Annotated in this window: 14 protein-coding genes; 9 read left to right on the top strand and 5 right to left on the bottom strand. The window is 66.8% G+C overall.

Features of this window, described 5'->3' with window-relative positions:
- Positions 1-26 precede the first annotated feature (26 nt).
- The 6 genes from HUA76_RS02220 to HUA76_RS02195 all read left to right on the top strand — a co-directional run bounded on the left by HUA76_RS02220 (position 27) and on the right by HUA76_RS02195 (position 7443).
- The gene (locus HUA76_RS02220; protein WP_174459862.1) at positions 27-953 is read left to right on the top strand and encodes a hypothetical protein; all 927 of its coding nucleotides are present in this window, start codon (positions 27-29) and stop codon (positions 951-953) included.
- A gap of 143 nt (positions 954-1096) precedes the next feature.
- The gene (locus HUA76_RS02215) at positions 1097-2107 is read left to right on the top strand and encodes a 3-oxoacyl-ACP synthase III family protein (protein ID WP_174459861.1); all 1011 of its coding nucleotides are present in this window, start codon (positions 1097-1099) and stop codon (positions 2105-2107) included.
- A gap of 310 nt (positions 2108-2417) precedes the next feature.
- On the top strand, positions 2418-2972 hold the full coding sequence (locus HUA76_RS02210) for a chalcone isomerase family protein (RefSeq protein WP_141640984.1): 555 nt from the start codon (positions 2418-2420) through the stop codon (positions 2970-2972).
- Positions 2973-3113: 141 nt separating this feature from the next.
- Positions 3114-3917: an OmpA family protein gene (locus HUA76_RS02205; protein WP_141640983.1), complete on the top strand. Its 804-nt coding sequence runs from the start codon at positions 3114-3116 to the stop codon at positions 3915-3917.
- Positions 3918-3955: 38 nt separating this feature from the next.
- Positions 3956-6571: a TonB-dependent receptor domain-containing protein gene (locus HUA76_RS02200; protein ID WP_174459860.1), complete on the top strand. Its 2616-nt coding sequence runs from the start codon at positions 3956-3958 to the stop codon at positions 6569-6571.
- A gap of 2 nt (positions 6572-6573) precedes the next feature.
- Complete coding sequence (locus HUA76_RS02195; protein WP_141640981.1) at positions 6574-7443, top strand: hypothetical protein; 870 nt, start codon at positions 6574-6576, stop codon at positions 7441-7443.
- A gap of 72 nt (positions 7444-7515) precedes the next feature.
- Here the strand turns inward: HUA76_RS02195 and HUA76_RS02190 are convergent, their stop codons facing one another.
- From HUA76_RS02190 to HUA76_RS02175, 4 genes are all read right to left on the bottom strand, one after another.
- Positions 7516-8085, bottom strand: a complete 570-nt coding sequence (locus HUA76_RS02190) for an imm11 family protein (protein WP_174459859.1) — start codon at positions 8083-8085, stop codon at positions 7516-7518.
- A gap of 207 nt (positions 8086-8292) precedes the next feature.
- Positions 8293-9312 carry a hypothetical protein gene (locus HUA76_RS02185; protein WP_174459858.1) on the bottom strand — a complete coding sequence of 340 codons (1020 nt, stop codon included), beginning with the start codon at positions 9310-9312 and terminating at the stop codon, positions 8293-8295.
- A 306-nt stretch (positions 9313-9618) separates the two neighbouring features.
- Positions 9619-10938, bottom strand: coding sequence for a hypothetical protein (locus tag HUA76_RS02180; protein WP_174459857.1), 1320 nt, complete (start codon positions 10936-10938; stop codon positions 9619-9621).
- A gap of 144 nt (positions 10939-11082) precedes the next feature.
- Positions 11083-11895 (bottom strand): hypothetical protein, encoded by an 813-nt coding sequence (locus tag HUA76_RS02175; RefSeq protein WP_174459856.1) that lies wholly within the window; start codon positions 11893-11895, stop codon positions 11083-11085.
- A 323-nt stretch (positions 11896-12218) separates the two neighbouring features.
- Here HUA76_RS02175 and HUA76_RS02170 point away from each other — a divergent pair, with 323 nt between their 5' ends.
- The gene (locus HUA76_RS02170) at positions 12219-12647 is read left to right on the top strand and encodes a hypothetical protein (RefSeq protein WP_174459855.1); all 429 of its coding nucleotides are present in this window, start codon (positions 12219-12221) and stop codon (positions 12645-12647) included.
- Positions 12648-12806: 159 nt separating this feature from the next.
- Complete coding sequence (locus HUA76_RS02165; protein WP_174459854.1) at positions 12807-13757, top strand: hypothetical protein; 951 nt, start codon at positions 12807-12809, stop codon at positions 13755-13757.
- A gap of 63 nt (positions 13758-13820) precedes the next feature.
- On the opposite strand, the gene HUA76_RS02160 is transcribed toward HUA76_RS02165, so the two are convergent.
- Complete coding sequence (locus HUA76_RS02160) at positions 13821-15074, bottom strand: Hsp70 family protein (RefSeq protein ID WP_174459853.1); 1254 nt, start codon at positions 15072-15074, stop codon at positions 13821-13823.
- A gap of 167 nt (positions 15075-15241) precedes the next feature.
- On the opposite strand from HUA76_RS02160, the gene HUA76_RS02155 reads away from it, so the two are divergent.
- Entirely contained in the window at positions 15242-16993 is a 1752-nt protein-coding gene (locus tag HUA76_RS02155) for a hypothetical protein (RefSeq protein ID WP_174459852.1), read from the top strand.
- Positions 16994-17610: the final 617 nt, after the last annotated feature.

Raw genomic sequence — 17610 nt, 5'->3', positions numbered from 1 at the left:
AAAGGATTGCGGCGAGAGGGGAACAAATGCGCCGAATGTGGTCGTGGGTCGTTGTCGCGGTGATGTCGCTGTCGTCCGTTTCGCTGGGAGCCCAGGGCGACGAGGTGAAGGGCGAAGGGGACGAGCAGGGCCGGACGATTCGCTTCACCAAGAAGGACGCCGTGGTGGGGGAGTCCGAGGAGCAGCGGCTTCGCATGGAGATGACGCAGGAGTTCTCCGTCACCGCGCCGGAGATGGAGCCGGAGTCCATCTCGCTGAAGAGCGCGATGGTCCAGAACCAGGTCCTCACCACGCTCGCGGCGAAGGGGCGCATCGTCACCCAGCGGAAGATTGCCTACGGCGAAGTGCAGGACGTGACGAAGGACGGCAACGGCAAGGAGACGCGCGAGGTGGCCGCCGTCAGCGGCAAGAGCTACCTGGGGGAGTTCAAGAAGGGGCGCATCGCGGTGACGGACCTCGATGGCATGGCCGTGACGAAGCAGGTGCGGGAGATGGTGGTCTCGGACCTGGAAGGGCTGGGCGAGGAGGACCCCATCGTCGCCGCCTTCCCCGAAGCGCCGCTCAAGATTGGCGACAGCGTGGAGCGCGTCGCCAAGGCGTTCCAGGACAGCCTCCAGAAAGGCGGCGGCGACGACGGGGTGGTGTTCAAGGACACCCGCATCCAGCTCTCGGAGATTCGCCACGAGGCGCGCGGGCCCGTGGGCGTCTTCACGGTGTCCACCACGCTGGAGGTCCCCGCGGACGAGGAGAGCCCCGTGGCGATGTCCGTCACCTACCAGGGAACGATGAACATCCTGGCCGCCGGCACCGTGCTCACCAGCTTCTCCATGGCCGGGCCCCTGAAGCTCACCCCGACTCCGGAGCTGTTCGAGCTGGGCATGCGCGTCACGGGCAAGGGCGACTCGCGCCTCGTGCTCACCACCAAGGTACTGCCTCCACCGCCGAAGAAGTGACGACACAGCGCGTCAGCTTCGTGGCGAAGGCGTGACGGGAATGGTCCGGCGCGCCGCATGAGTGGTTGGTTGCTCCGCGGAGTGGCGAAGGCGTGACAGGGCGCTGACAGAGAATGGGCAGGGTTCGTGGTTAGAGGGTTCACATGTTCCTGCACGCGCTCGGCCACTTCCATCCGCCCAACCTCCTGACCAACGCCTTCCTCGAGGAGCTGGGGCTCGAGACCTCGGACGCGTGGATTCTGGAGCGGGTGGGCATCCGCTCCCGTCACACGGTGCTGCCGCTGGAGTACCTGCGGGAGACTCGCAACCGGGACGTGCGGGCCGCGCAGGAAGCGGCCCTCTTCAGCAACGCGGAGACCGGGGCGCGGGCGGCGCGGATGGCGCTCGAGCGCGCGGGGCTGAAGCCGTCCGACATCGGCCTCGTCGTCGCGGGCGGCTGCAGCCCGGACGAGTGCATCCCCGCCGAGTCCAACCGCGTGGCGCAGGTGCTGGGCATCGACGCTCCGGCGGTGGACCTCCAGAGCGCCTGCTCCTCGTTCTGCACGCAGCTGCACTTCCTCACGGGCATGCGGCCGGAGCGCCTGCCGGAGTACGTGCTCGTGGTGAACATGGACAACTCCACGCGCGTCGTCGACTACACGGACCGCTCCAGCGCGGTGTTGTGGGGGGACGGCTCGGCGGCGGCGGTGCTCTCTCCTCGCGTGCCCGGGCGGTGGCGAATCACCGAGACGCGGCTGGCGGGAGACCCGTCGGGCGCGGACAAGGTGCGGGTGCCGCGCATCGGCCACTTCACCCAGCACGGCGCGGAGGTGCAAAAGTTCGCCATCCGCCGCGCGGGCGAGACGTTCCTGGATTTGCGCGCCCACTACCTGGCCCAGCACCCCGGCAAGGGCAACGAGGACGTCACCTTCATTGGCCACCAAGCCAACCTGCGCATGCTGGAGGCCGTCCAGCGCCGCTGCGAGGTGCCCGAGTCCCGCCACCGCTTCAACGTCCACCTCCGGGGCAACACCGGCGCGGCCGGGGCTCCAGGCGTGCTGAGCGAGCACTGGGACGACTCCTCCCTGGGCGACGCGGTGGTGCTCAGCGTCGTCGGCAGCGGCCTCACCTGGGCCGGCGCCCTGCTCGAGCGCACCCGCGCTGGCACCCCCTGACCCCCCGCCTGGCCGGCCCGGATGCCCGGAACCCGACCTGTCATGAAGCCTGCTGCCCCGCACGTCGGAGAGCACTGGTATGTTCTCCAACGAGCGTCATGGCCCTGAATCACCCCGACATCCCCCTCCTGCTCCCGACCTGGTGCCCCGGCGGTCCCTCCGTGGGTTTGACACCGGGCGTGGGCTGGGACTCACCGGCGGTCTTCTCCGTCCACCAGACCACAGGGGCACGGACGGATCTGCTGGCGGTGAGGCGGGGGCGTGTGCACCTATCCCGGCACCGTACTCGGACGGGGCGGGGGTCGGACGCATGAGAGAGCAGGCGTGGCGGAAGAGCGCGCAGTGGCTCGTGCTGGGGTTGGTTCTGGCGACGGGCGTGGCGCAGGCAGGACAGAAGCAGGTGGGCGGGGTCCGCATGCCGGACTCGATGACGCTCCAGGGGCGCACGGTGGAGCTCGCCCACATGGAGCTGCACAAGCGCTTCATCTTCAAGGTCTACGTGTGGAGCCTCTATCTGGAGGACCGCCCACGCAGCGCGTCGGAGGCCATCGCCTCCAACTCCGTGAAGCGGCTGCACTTCCGCTTCCTGCGCGACATCACCCGCTCGCAGCTCGTGGACAGCCTCCGCAACGGCCTGAACCGCAGCGCGGAGCTGCGCGAGGGGCCCTTGTCCCAGCAGCTGGGCGTCATGCTCGACTCCATGCGTGACGTGGAGAAGGGCGGGGACCTCATCATCACCTACACGCCCGGGGGCGGACTGGAGATCGGCGGCGCGGCCAGCGGCGGCGTCTTCATCCCCGGCAAGACGTTCGCCGACGCGCTCTTCTCCGTCTGGCTGGACGTGCACCCCATCTTCCCGCGCTGAGGGTCCGCGCCGCTGTGGCCCCCCTGGCCCACCCGCCAGGGCGCCGGGCTGGCGAAATGCCCGTGTGGGTTCTTCCTGACCTTGGCGCTCCCGAGCAGTAAGGTGGTGCTCCAACCATCGTTGTCGGGAGAACCCATACATATGCGGACACGGCTGATTCTGGCGGCATTCGTCGCGCTCTCCACGGGATGCGTTTCGCAGGGCAAGTTCGACGCGAAGGCCCTGGAGGCGGAGCAGCTCACCAAGGGACTCACCGACGAGAAGGGTGCTCGCGAGGCCGCCGAGGCCAAGGTGAAGGAGTTGGAGGAGAAGATCGCCGCGCTGGAGCAGGAGAAGACAGCGCTGGAGACGCGGCTGACCACCTCCGAGTCTCGCCTCACGGCGGGCGCCGCCGAGCGCCGCGCGTTGCAGGAGCAGAACGCGCAGCTGGCCGCGCTCAATGACGAGCTGGCGCGCAACTCCAAGAAACTGGCGCAGGCGAAGGAGGAGCTGGAGAAGAAGAGCTCCGAGTACGAGAACCTGGCGCAGAGCCTCAAGTCGGAGATTTCGGAAGGCAAAATCGAGCTGTCCGAGCTCAAGGGCCGCATGACGGTGCAGCTCAAGGACAAGATTCTCTTCGCCTCCGGCTCCGCGCGGGTGGGTAAGGAGGGCGTGGCGGCGCTGAACAAGATCGCCGACGCGCTCAAGACGGTGCAGGGGAAGATTGTCCGCGTGGAGGGCCACACGGATGACGTGCCCACGGGCGGCGGTCAGTTCCCCACCAACTGGGAGCTGAGCCTGGCGCGGGCCATGGCGGTGGTTCGGGCGCTCCAGGACGCGGGTGTCGACCCGACGACGTTGTCGGCGGCGGGGTACGGCCAGTACCAGCCGATCGCCGCCAATGATTCGCCGGAAAACCGCAGCCTGAACCGGCGCATCGAAATCGTCCTCGCGCCCAAGTTGTGAGAGCTTCGGGAGGGCGCGCGTAGGTGCGCCCCTCCCTCATGAAAACGCTCTTCACCGTCTTCTGCTTCCTCGTTGCCACCGGGGCGCTGGCCCAGGCCCCGGATGGCGGCGTCGCCGACCCCGATGCGGGAGTCCCCACCGGTGTGCTGACGAAGCCACCCGAGCTCCTGCGCCAGGTGGAAGCGCCGTATCCCGCCGAAGCCGCCGCCCAGCAGTTGGAGGGGACGGTGGTGATGTTCATCGACATCTCGGAGACGGGCGCCGTCACGAACGTCGAAGTCACGCAGCCCGCGGGGCACGGCTTCGACGAGGCCGCGGTGGAGGCGGTGAAGCAGTTCCAGTTCTCCCCGGCCGAGGTGGACAACGTCCCGTCGCCGGTGCGCATCCAGTACGCGTACCAGTTCGTCTTCCGGCCCGTGGCGCCCGAGCCCACGGAGGACGGAGGTGTCTCGCAGCCGGAGGCGCCGGTGAACTTCAGCGGTCAGGCGCTGGAGCGCGGCACGCGCAAGCCGCTCAACGGCGCGGAAATCGTGTTGCCGGAGCTGGACCTGTCCACCGTCGCGGACGCGGACGGGCGCTTCTCCTTCCGGGGCGTGCCCCTGGGCACCCACGAGGTGCTGGTGGTGCAGGGCGGCTATGACCGCTTCAAGACGAAGGAGACGATGTCCGAGGGCCTGGAGACGCGCGCCACGTACTACGTGCAGAAGCGCATCTTCAGCCCCTTCGAGACGGTGGTGAGAAGCGACCGTGAGCGCAAGGAAGTGACGAGCACCACGCTCCAGGTGGCGGAGGTGCAGCGAGTGCCCGGCACGCAGGGCGACACGCTGAAGGTGGTGCAGAACCTGCCCGGCGTCGCGCGGCCCGCGTTCAACGGCGGCGCGCTCGTGATTCGAGGCACCAGCCCACAGGAGTCCGGCGTCTTCCTGGACGGCCAGCGCATCCCCCTGCTGTTCCACTTCGGCGGCCTGACCTCCGTCTACAACTCCGAGCTGCTGGAGTCGCTGGACTACCTGCCCGGCAACTTCTCCTCGTACTACGGCGACATCACCGGCGGCGTCATCAACGTGAACAGCCGCGAGCCGAAGATGGACCGCATCCACGGCACCGTGGGCGTGAGCCTCATTGAATCCAACGCGGTGATTGAAGGGCCGATTACGGACACGCTGGGGTTCGCGATTGGCGGTCGGCGTTCGTACATCGACATCGTGCTGGGCGTGATTCCGGAGGGCGACGGCCCGAGCCTCCAGGTGGCGCCGCGCTACTACGACGCGCAGCTCAAGCTGGTGTGGAAGCCGCTGTCTCGCCACACCTTCACGCTTCAGGGCATCACCTCGCGCGACAGATTGGGGCTGGTGTTCGACCGGCCGTCGGACAACGACCCCACCGTCAACGGCAACCTGGAGGTCACCACGGGCTTCAACCAGCTGCGGCTGCGTCACCAGTACCGCGCGGACCGGCTCACGTTGGACACGCACGCGCTGGTGGGCAACACGCTGGTGGAGTTCGAGATTGGCGACCGCAACCTGCGCATCGCCTCCACGGACCTGAACCTGCGCGCCACCGCGGAGTATGCCCTGGTCGAGCCCTTCACCCTGGCGGGGGGCGTGGACGTGACGAGCAACTTCGCGAACGTCAAGGCGCGCATCCAGCGTCCGCCGCGCGAGGGCGAGCCGCCCAGCCCGCTCATCACCGAGGACCTGCTCACCACCGACGGCGACTTCCTCCAGTACTTCCCTTCGCTGTGGATTGAAGGGCGTTGGCGTCCGTTCAAGGGGCTGCTGGTGGTGCCGGGCGTGCGGTACGAGGGGTATATCTTCACGGACCAGAAGGAAGTGAAGCGCACGCTGAACCCGCGCCTCGCGGTGCGCTATTCGCTGACGGACACGCTGACGCTGAAGGGTGGCGCGGGCGTGTACCACGGGCCTCCGGTGCAGGATGAGCCCAGCCTGGCGTTCGGCAATCCGGACCTGTCGGCGAAGCGCTCGCTCCAGTATGGCGTGGGCGCGGAGTGGCAGCCGCGTCAGGAGTGGTTCGTCAGCGGCGAGGTCTTCTACAACGACCTGGACAACCTCATCAGCCGCTCGGATGCGCTGGTGGAGCGGGACGGGGAGCTGGTGCCGGAGCGGTTGAAGAACGGAGGCATCGGCCGTGTGTATGGCCTGGAGATTCTCATCCGCCGCTCGCTGACGGAGCGCCTGTTCGGCTGGATTGCGTACACGCTCAGCAGGAGCGAGCGTCGGGACGCGCCCGGGGCGAACTGGCGCCTGTTCGACAACGACCAGACGCACGTGCTGACGGCGATTGCCTCGTACAAGCTGCCCAGGGGCTGGGAGGTGGGAGCGCGCTTCCGCTTCGCATCGGGCAATCCGACGACGCCGGTGGTGGGCTCGGTGAGGGATGACGGCACCGACGTGTTCCTGCCGCTGTTCGCGGGAGTGAACTCGCGGCGGCTGCCGTCGTTCAATCAGTTGGACGTGCGCGTGGACAAGATTTTCGTCTTCGACAAGTGGACGTTGGACCTCTATCTGGATTTGACGAACGCCTACAACAACGCGGCGGTGGAAGGCATCGCCTACAACTACAACTACACCGAGAGCGCCTACTTCGAGGGACTGCCCATCCTCCCGGTCATCGGCGCCAAGGGGAGTTTCTGAGCATGCGCACGCGAGTCTTCGTCACACTGGCCGCGCTGCTGCTTGCCTGCGGCCCCGACTTCGAGTTGCAGAGTGAAATCCGCCGGGTGCGGGTGCTGGGCATCCGCGCGGAGCCGCCCGAGCTGGTGTTGGACCCGGACACCGGGGCGTTGCCCGGGCCGATGACGTTCAGCGCGCTGGCGGTGACGCCGGACGCGCGTCCCGTCACCGTCTCGTATGCGCTGTGTCGCTTCAACGGCAACCCGTACGACGGCCGTTGCCCCGGGGTGAACGGTGTGGCGCTGCCGGACGGCATGTTGTCGCTCCAGGACCCCAACGTGCAGGTGGTGCTCCAGGAGGCGCTGGTCGCGGCGAATCCCAATGGAGGAGGGACGCCGAACCCGGATGACCCGCGCACGCGCGAGGCGCTGGAGAAGGGCATTCCGCTCTTCGTGGGCTACGAGGCATCGGACGGTTCGGGGACGCCGGAGGGCACGGAGCGGGGCGTGAGGCAGGTGTTGGTGCGCTCGACGACGGCGCCGAATCAGAATCCGGCGGTGGCGGACATCCTCTGGAATGACGCCACGCTGACGGGGCCTTTGCCGTTGGACGCGGAGGTGGTCTTCCGCCCGGTGCTCACGGAGGGCAGTCTGGAGCTGTACACGGCGGAGGACGGCCCGCGCACGGAGCAGGTCTTCTACAGCTGGTTCGCCACGGGTGACGGCGAGGTGAAGGAGTTCCGCTCGCAGGAGCCGGTGGACAACAGGCCCGGAGACCCGACGTCGAAGTACGAGACGCCCGCCACGCCCCAGCGCATCACCGTCTACGTGGTGGCGCGCGACGGACGCGGCGGAGTGGGCTGGCTCAGCCGCGACGTGGATGTGGGGCCGTAGCCCGGGATGCCGCTGGCGCCATCTGCCTGCCCCACGCGACGCGGTGTTGGGGCGGGCTCCGAGGAGGGAGGGCTAGACCGGTTCGAACAGCGTTCCGGTTGCCCCTACTCGCTCCAACGCGCCCTTGAGCCTTTCAGAGACAACGAGGACAACGGACCATCCCCATGTCCGAAACACTTGGGCGTCGCCCACTCTTGACGGGTCGATGCGCAGTCCTGAAACCTTGCGGTACTGCCCTGCTTTCTCTGGACGCCCATCCTCTGGCTTCCAGTATTCCACCTCTTCGGATGCCGCATCATCAATGCACTGAATGAGCTTGGTCGCGACCAGTATGCAGAACTGGTCGGCATGCCCTTGGATATCGACGGGTAGGATTTGCACGTCGGCCGGGGCCATCTCCACGAAGAGAGAAGCCACCCTGACGTGAACAATGGGAGTGGCGAATCCCGCCAGGCAAAAGTCCAGGGGCTTGCCGGGAACATCCACCGGAACTCGCAAGCGACCCGGGTCTGGAAGGGGTCTCCCTTTCTTGAAAATCCACGGGTCTTCCACTTCCCGGGCTTGCTGGTCCGTGGGGATTCCGAGCACCCACCGTCCCCGAATACTCATGTCATCGGTCAGCTCGAAGTACCGCTGCGGCATGATGCGCACCTTCTGTCATTCGCTGCGAGTCACCAATTTATTGAGCTTGGAGCCCTCCTTGGAAACCTCCCGCGCCAGGCGGCGAAGTTCTGTCGTCAATGCCTCGCGGCACTGCTGCATGTGAAGAGTAACGACCATGGCCCGCCGTCTTTCGTGTCTACTTCGCCTATGCCGGTCTGACCCTCAAACTCGACCAGTTGAAGCTCATCAGAATGCCGACCTGCGTCGCAGCGTGTTCAACCGTTCCGCGAGGCCCTGTGCACAAACGGTTTTGCCCAGGAGGCTGCCTTGTTCGATGCGGAAGTAATCGTTCGAGTAATACTTGTTATTGCGGAAGTGGTCGCCCTTGAAATCCAGGCGCGTGAGCACGTCGAGTGCTGAAACATCACCCAGTGGCCCAAAGACCGTACCGTCAAGAAGAGTGACCGCGACCGAAAACTTGTCCCGTCCTTCCTGTCCGGCAAATCGGGTTCCGAATCCAGTCATGTGGATGCGTCCCTCACTGCTTTGGCAGAGCACCAGGGTATTGGGGCCCATGTCGGGGACGGCGGTTACCGGCTTGTAACGGATGGTCGGAATGCCGTGGGATTGCGGAGCAGATTCGCCCATCCATGCGAGCGCCTCGTCAAGGACTCTGCCGTAACGCTCTCGATAGCGGTCTAAAGCGAAGTGCAGCAGGTCTTTCTGTTTCCCCAATCGTGCCCAATCGCTCAGGGGAAGGAGAAGCAGGTTGCAGGGATGAACATTGCGGATGAATCGCCGGACCAACTCGTCACGGTTCCACGACCTCCAGGTGGTGTTTCCGTCCTTGACATCGACGATGTGGGCCGCGTGCCAGCGGGCGCTGTTCAACGTCTCGCCTAGTTTGGCCCCGTTTACGTCGTATATGTGGCACGGCATTTGTTCCCGCAGCCACATAGAGAATCCAAGCCCCCGAGGCAGCGCGTTCCTGTAGGCGAGCGCGTGGAGGGCCCACTGAGGGGAATTGTCGGTGAATGCGACCCGACCTCCGGATGCCATTTGTGGGGGATAGAGGTTGCCACGTCGTCGCCATGGCTCGGCCCCCTCCATCTGGCGGAGGAAGAAGATCGGATCCGACTCCTCTACATAGCGACGCAGTTCATCGTGAAATACGAGGACGGCCTCGGGAGATGGTAGGTTGGGTTCGATGAACTGCGAGAAGTAGACGTCAAACGGACCATCGAAACCAGGGGGCGGCAGGTTCATGGGGCTTTCTCTCCGTGACTACGCGACTACGCGACTACGCGACTACGCGACTACGCGACTACGCGACTACGCGACTACGCGACTACGCGACTACGCGACTAGCCCCTATATAGATTCAGAAAAGTCAGTAGCTGATGAGTCGCGAAGCCCGGTAGTCGCCAAGCTGGGCGAGAATTGCAAGCCGGCAAACTCCGCCTGCAGTTGCCCGCAGGAGTCTCAGCGCGGCAGCCGCTGGTATGAAGAAGGCACCGCTCAACGCTCTGCTCTGGAACACGCCAGCACCCTCCGCGACGTGGATGCGGCGCGCTACGGCGCCGTCGCGGGTGGCTTCCAGAGGAACACGTTGCGCCGTGTCCCGTTCACGACGATGAACACGTTGCGCGCGGGGCTGTAGCGGAACCTCCCGTACGTGCCGTTCGACGCTGGCGCGCCCGGGTCATCCCCCGTGCCCGTGACTTCCACCCAGCGCGCGTTCGGCAGGTCGAGCATCGCCAGCCTCTTCCCACCGGGGTACGCGACGAACCGGTCCAGCACCGGTGAGTACGCGAGCCCCGGCGCTCCGCCCACCGGCGTGCTCAACCCCGTGGTGGTGACGGTGGCTTGCGTCTTCGCCGCGTCGCTCAGCGCATACGTCGACACCGTGGCGCCCTCGCGCACCAACGCCAGGACGTTGCGCCGCGTGTCCACATCCGCGCCTGCGTAGTAGTAACCAGCGCCGTTCGCCGCATGCGCGGTCCAGGTGTTGGCGACCGGGTCGTACTCATGCAGCTTCCTCGGCCCGATATACCAGACGTGCCCACGCGCATCGGTCGCGCTGGCCCCGTAGTCGATGACCGGATTGTTCGCGCCGCGCACCCAGCGTCCCGTCGCGAAGTCGAAGCCCATCACCAATCTCGAACCCGCCTGCCCACTGGGATACGTGCCCACGGAGCCGAGCACATAGAACCGACCCGTCGCCTCGCTGAAGGCGATGTTGCCGTACGTGTGCGCGCTGCGCGGCTGCTGCGTGTCGAGCTGGGCGACGATGCTCGGCTCGTCACACAACTCCGGACGCACATAGCCGCTGGCCGTCAGGCTCGCGTCGGGAATGGCGAGCGACGTGACGGACGGGTAGAAGCCACACGTCTCCACTCGCTTGTCTCGCATCACCGGCGTGACGCTGTTGCCCGTCATCCCCGCGGGCAGCTCCGTCCACCGCTTCCACTTCATCGTCGCCAGGTCGAACGTGAAGACGTTGTTGTACGGCGAGTCGTCATGCCCGCCGCCCCAGACAATCAACCTGTCCCGCAACGTGTCGTAGGCCCCGCCGCTCCACGCAATCATCACCGCTTCGCACGGATAGCTGGAGTACGGCGTGGGGCAGACGTCCGCCATGTTCGTCCCGGGCAGCTCCTTCCACGAGCCCTCCGGCATGGCGGCGATGATGGCGTCGACAGGGCCGGGCTCGACTCCGCCCGCGTCGGGCACGGGACCCGGACCTCCGTCACCTCCGGCGCCCGCGTCCGCACTGGAACCGCCATCCTCTCGTGGAGGTGTTTTGGAGGGCTCGCTCTCACCGCAGCCGGGAGACAGCGTGGCGGCCCAGACCAACGCGGCGGGGAGCAGGACTCGGGAGATTCTTCGCATCCCTCATCCTGTGCGGCCTTTTCCCCTCATGTCTCGGAAAGACTCGCGCAGCCTCCCATCCAGAGCGCTGTGGTTGATGTGCCGCATGTCATCCAGGTCGATGCGCGGGCCTTGTCGCTGACCATCGGCATGTGAGCGGGGCGCTCAGATATTGGTGAGGATGATCCGCTTCAAGGCGTAGTCCGGACGGAGGACCAGCGGGTCGTTGCTCAGGGTGATGGAGGAAAGATACCGACTGCCAGCGGAGACGAGCGGCAGCGCGACGCGCAGGGTCAGCTTCACCGGAGCCTGCGTCTGGCTGCAGCTGTCCTCGAAGACCGCTGCGTTCGCGCGGGTGAGGTTCCAGGAAAAGGTCTTCTTGTCCGGCGACAGACTGACGTTGTTCCAGAATTGGGCCATCCCCGCCACCAAGGTGTTTCCGTCGGTGACGTCACAGCCGTTGCCCACCTGGGTCAGAACCAGCTTGAGGAACCCCGCGTCAGGGCGGGGCACGCCCATGTTCAGGTCATCCCTGATTTGGGTGATGACCGCTTCGTCGAAGACATGGCTGCTGCTGACGCTGATGGATCCCTTGAGTGGCAGCCTGATAGAGGGCTGGACGGTATTCATCAGATAGTCGCAGTTCGGGGGGCCGATCCGATTCATGCAGATGTGGATGAGATTGTCGTTCAAGGCGAGGTCGAGCGGAGCCTCGACCGTGAGCGAGCCCAGAGCGGGCCACTCTGGGATGACGAGCCCGCCCTCGGCGCCGACCTTGTAGGACGAGTCCCAGTACCGCGCGAGGGACTCCAGGACCAGGTTGCCCAAGGCGTTGAGGGTGAGGTCGTGGCCGCCAATGGAGATGGCCTCCTCGACTTGAGATGCCTGGTCAGACGTCCCGACTCCCCGCTGATGGCTGTCGTGGAGTTCCGGCATCGAGTCCTGGGAACTCGACATGCAACCCGCCAGCAGACTCACACACGCACTCGTCATCACCCGGCTCATCGCCAGACGGCATCGCCCGCGCATCATGGTGCATCCTCCTCTGCACGCTGAAGACACGCGGCGGAGGCAGGCCATGCAGAGATTCCGCACTTTCGCCAATGCTGAAATCTTCCGTCACTGCCGCCCCAGATGATGCTTCCCAGCAAGAGCGGTGTTCGCTGGAACGACCGATGTAACCCGAGTCAATTGAAACCTAATTCTGTCCACGAAAATAAGAATTCGCGAGAAGTCCACTTGGTTCCGTTCACCAGGAATGGTTGGTTCCGCCCCTCCCTTCACCTGGAAAGGACTCCCCCATGCGGAACTTCCTCGCAGTGACTGCCTCCCTCTTTTCGCTCACGTTCCTGGGCTGCAACACCGCGCCCGCCGAGCAGGCCCCCGAGCCCACGCCGGAGACCGCGGAGCAGACGCAGAGCCTGAACGCAACGGGCACGGGCTGCTCGGCTGACTCGGAGTGCGCCTCCGGTCTGTGCTGGGTGGAGGCGGACTCCTACCCCCTCTACAACCCGTACTGGATTCGCGCGGACAGCTGCACCGAGGAGTGTGGCGGCCCGACGGACCACGCGCCTTGCCGCATCCTCGCGGCGGACCTCAACGCTCCGGCCGCGAACTCGGCGCGCTGCATCCCCGCGCGCGGCGTCTACGACGACTACCCCTATGACGACATCTTCTACGTGTGTGACCTGGTCGCCGCCGGCCTGGGCACGGTCCACTGGGTCGAGTAGTCGCGACGTGACTCGTGCCGCCCGGAACGCTGGAACTCCGGGCGGTGTGTCGCCGGGGGTGAACTCCACCGGGTTGCAGGTGTCAGGCAGTGGCGCCCCCGCATCATGATGATTTCATGACGGGTGTTGGCGCGGGCGCGGGAGGGAGACTCCCCCGTCATGAGATGCCTCCTGCTCGCCGTGGGCCTCGTCGCCATCTTCTCGTCGAATGCCTGTGCCCCACGTGTGACGCGCCCCTCGCCGGCGCTGGGGCAGGTCGCGGACGTCCGCACGAAGCCGGGCCGATACGACGGCTACTCCGTGGCGTGGCGCTTCGAGAAGGACGCCAAGGCGCTGGGGGTGGGGTTGTGGGGCGGCGTCGAGCTCCATGGACAGGGTCGCAGGCCCATTGTCGTGTGGCCGCGAGCCGAGTCTGGTGACCCCTCATCTGACGGTGACTCCGGTCCGGCGCTGCGCATCGACTCTCCCATGGTGACGCGCTCGTCGGACCCTCGGGTGAGGGAGTTCCTGTCGGGTCGCATCGAGGGACTCGACTACGAGTACATGAAGGCCCAGGGCTGGCTCTACGAGCGCTGTGGCCCGCCCTTCGTCGAGCCGTGTGTCTTGAGAGGGACCTTCATCAAGACGTCGAGCTTCGAGTCCGTGGACCCGCTCATCGCGTACCTGGGACGCTGGCTGAAGGAGGGCGATTACGCGGGGGTCCTTCACATCAACGTCGTGCAGCACGTCGGCGTGCCCGAGGACATCCGGACGCGCATGGGCGATTACGACGGCTACTCGGTGGACCTCTGCAAGCCCGAGGAGAATCCGGACCGACGCCTCATCGTGGTCACCGGTCAGGGCTCACGGGTCTTCGCGCCCTTCATCGCCGGAGAGCCCGAGGACTACGACAAGCGCCGCACCTGGGCGGTGCTGATTGGCGGTCCAGACCCGCAGGCCCGCGCCGACCTCACCAGGCCCGGTTGCCACGCTCCCCATGCGGCCCGTATCCGGGTCGTCGGCTACGAGGACGTCGACGCGGCGATTGCCTATTGGGGTGGCCTCCTGAAGGCAGGCAACCATCAAGGCGAGGTGCTCATCTACGTGCAGGGCCTGGCTCAGGGCTCATGAGGCGCGAGCGCCGTGGGCCGCGATTCATGATGATTCCATGAGTGTCCGCGGTGGGACCGCGGCTCAGCCGAAGGCGGCGGAGGCGCGTCCCAGACCCTCGGCCACGGAGGTGAAGGCGTCAGCGGTGCGCACGCGCTCCTCGCCGAAGCGATTCACGTAGAGCTGGCGCACGGCGGGAATCTGCGAGGAGCCACCCGTGAGGAACACGGCGTCGATGTTCGCCGCCTCGGGGTGGCGCGACAGCAGTCCCACCGTGCACTGCTCCAACTCGTCGAGCAGCGGCTTGCTGAACACCTCGAACTCCGCGCGGGTGATGGGCTCGTGGAGGTTGATGCGGGCCTCCTCGAAGTCCACGGTGGCCACCTCGTCGCGCGACAGGCGCACCTTGGCGGCTTCAATCGCGCGGAACAGGCGGTAGCCCAGGTTGTCCATCACCAGGTCGTGGAGCGCCTCGATTTCGGGCTGCTTGTCACTGGTCTCCAGCATGGTGTCCAACAGGTCCTGGGTGGACTTCTCCCGGATGAAGGACATCTCGTGCCAGGACAAGAGCTTGGCCATGACGTGCTGGGGCATGGGCAGGCGCTTGTCGCTCAGGCCTCGCACCCGGTAGGTGGAGCCCGCGCCAAAGCGGGGCAGGAGCTTGTGGCGCATGATTTCGGCGTCGAAGCGGTCTCCACCGATGCGCACACCGGTGGAGCCCACGACGTCCGGGCGGCGGTCCTTGACGCCTCGGCGCGAGGGGCCCAGGCGCATCAGGGTGAGGTCGGTGGTGCCGGCGCCGAAGTCCGCGACGAGGACCAGCTCGTCGCGGGTGAGCTGGGCCTCATAGGCGAGCGCGGCGGCGATGGGCTCGATGAGGAACTCGATGTGCTGGAAGCCGGCCAGCTCGGCGGCGCGGTGCAGGCGCTTCTGGGCGAGCGCGTCCGCGTCCTTGTCCGGGGTGAAGACGGCGGGGCGGCCGAGGATGACGGCCTCGGGAAGGCCGCCCATGTGGGCGCCCGCCGCCTCGCGCACGCGCCGCAGGAGGATGGCGACCAGGTCCTCGATGGTGAAGGTACGGCCCTTCACCTGGGTGGCGCGGAACGAGTTCGAATGGAGGAAGGACTTCACGGACTGGATGAAGCGTCCGGTGTTGTCCTCCATGTAGCGGTTGATGGCGTCGGCGCCTGTGTAGATCTCGCGCTCGTCGTCCGGGAAGAACATCACGGAGCGGAAGAGGCGGGGCTCCGAGGTATGGGGTTGCAGCGACAGCACCGTGCCATCAGGCAGGGCCGCGGCGGTGTTGCTGGTTCCGAAGTCGAGTCCGCAGGCTTGCATGGGGGTGCGCCCCTTATCGCCAAACTCCGGGAAAGGGTAGGGCGTCGTGAGCCGGGCTGCTCGGTGGAGGACGGGCGAGTGGGCGGCCGCCCGGAGAGGGCGTGGGTTGGCGAGGTTCGATGACTTCCCATGTTTCTTTTTCGGGAGTCACGACACAGGGGGTCTCCATGAAGCTCCGCGCGAGAGGGTGGGTGGCCGCCGGTGCCGCCGCGCTGCTCGTCACCGGCTGCCGCGAGCGCGGCCAGGACGAGCGGTCGCAGCAGGGCACGCAGGCGACCGCGAGTGAACAACAGCAGCAGGCGGAAAGCGCCCAGGATGAGGTGCGGCGCAAGCAGGAGGCGCTGGACGAGGCGAAGGCCCGCGCTCAACGTGAATCGGCTGAGTCGGACGAGGCCCAGACCGCACAGCAGGCCGGAGCCGCACAGCAGCAGGCCTCGGATGCCACGGCGCAGGCCGGAGCCGCACAGCAGCAGGCCACGGGCGCCACAGCGCAGGCCGGAGCCGCTCAGCAGCAGGCCGCCGAGGCGAACTCGCAGCAGGGCGCCGCTCAGCAGCAAGGTGCCCAGGCGAATCAGCAGGCTGCTGATGCCACGCAACAGGCGGGCGCCGCACAGCAGCAAGCCGCGAATGCCACGCAGCAGGCGGGAGCCGCGCAGCAGCAGGCTACGGATGCAGCTCAGCAGCAGGCCGCCCAGGCGGGCCAGCAGGCCACGGATGCGGCTCAGCAGCAGACCGCTCAAGCGGGACAGCAAGCCACGGATGCTCAGCAGCAGGCCGCCCAGGCGGGACAGCAAGCCACGGATGCTCAGCAGCAGGCCGCCCAGGCAGGACAGCAGGCCGGAGATGCGCAGCAACAGGCAGCCCAGACAGGACAGCAGGCTGGAGAGACTCAGCAGCAGGCCCAGGCCGGAGCGACTGACTCGGAGAGCGAGGCGGAGCGACAGGCCGACCTTCGGTCGGAGAAGGAAGCCGAACTGCGCGCGGAGCAACGGGCCGAGCAGCAGGCGGCGCAGACCGGCTCGACATCCACGGGCACCGAATCGCAGCCGGGCCAGGGCACACCGCAGTCGCCCGTGGCCTCCGCGCCCACGGGGACGGAGTCGCAGACCGGTCAGGACACACAGTCCCAGACCGGCCAGGACACGCAGGCCTCCGCGCCCACGGGGACGGAGTCGCAGACCGGTCAGGGTACGCAGTCGCCGGTGGCTTCCTCCTCCGAGACGGGCTCGCAGACGGCCCCTTCCACCGGGTCCTCCACGGATTCGAGCTCGGACCAGGCCTCCGGGGGTTCGGGGCAACAGGTCGACGAAGGCACTCAGCCGCTGTCTCCCCTCGAGCAACTCGATGCCCGGCAGCAACAGGGACAGACGACGAGCGGAACGGAACAGCAGACCACCGACTCGGCCTCGTCCGGCACGGAGCAGCAGCCCATCGCCACCGCGCCTTCGACGACCGAGCAGCAACAGCCTGCTTCCGGGACCTCTGATTCCACGACGGGCACCTCGGGCACCACCTCGCAACCACAGTCGGGCACGCAGCTGCCCCAGCAACCGCCCGTGGTCGCGCTCCCGATTCCCTCTGGTTCACAGCAGGGCAGCGGCACCTCGTCGGGAACCCAGAGCCAGCAGAACACGCCACAGCAGTTCACCGGCGAGGTGGTCCGCGCGAGCGAAACCGAGGTCCTGCTCAGTCAGGGCGGTGAGCCTCAGCTCCGCTTGACGGTGAACCCACAGACACAGGTAACAGTGGATGGATTCAGCGCGGTCGCCGAGGACATCCAGGAGGGAGCCCAGGTCCGCGCCTCGTTCACCACGGACGAGACGGGGGAAGCCAAGGCGGTGAGCATCAACGCGACGTCCAAGGGGAGCACCACGGGAACAGGCTCCACCCAGGAGACGCAACCCACGCAGCAGCAGTAATCACATAGCGTCAGTGTCACTCCTTCCGGCGCTGCCCATGATAATCCCCGGCCCCTCTTTCGAGAGGGGTCACACATGAAGCAGCAACTGGTCGTCCTCCTGGGTGGATGGTGTCTCGGCGCGCTCGTGGCTTGTGGTGTTGACGAAGCGCGGTTGTCGCGAGCCGCGGAGGACTCCGTGGCGAGAGCGGCGCTCACCGAGGAGGGCCCGTCACCTCAGGGGCTTTGCGGTGAGGACGGCGTCTGTGACCCCTGGGAGACGCACGAGACCTGCCCGCTCGACTGCGACGGGCCCAGCGACCCTTGCGGAAACGGCGTGTGCGAACCGCTCGAGACGCAGCAGAGCTGCCCCGCAGACTGCGGTGGTCCCATCGGCGGCACTTGTGGAGATGGACTGTGCGCGTCGTCCGAGACGCAGCAGAGCTGCCCCTCCGATTGCGGTGGTCCCATCGGCGGCACTTGTGGAGATGGCCTGTGCGCACCGTCCGAAACGCACCTGAGCTGCCCCTCCGACTGTGGCGGTCCCATCGGCGGCACTTGTGGAGATGGACTGTGCGCATCGTCCGAAACGCACCTGAGCTGCCCCGCCGACTGTGGCGGCCCCATCGGCGGCACTTG

The sequence above is a fragment of the Myxococcus sp. CA056 genome, from assembly GCF_013336715.1.
Lineage (GTDB): Bacteria > Myxococcota > Myxococcia > Myxococcales > Myxococcaceae > Myxococcus > Myxococcus llanfairpwllgwyngyllgogerychwyrndrobwllllantysiliogogogochensis.
This window is presented reverse-complemented; position numbering and strand designations above follow the sequence as displayed.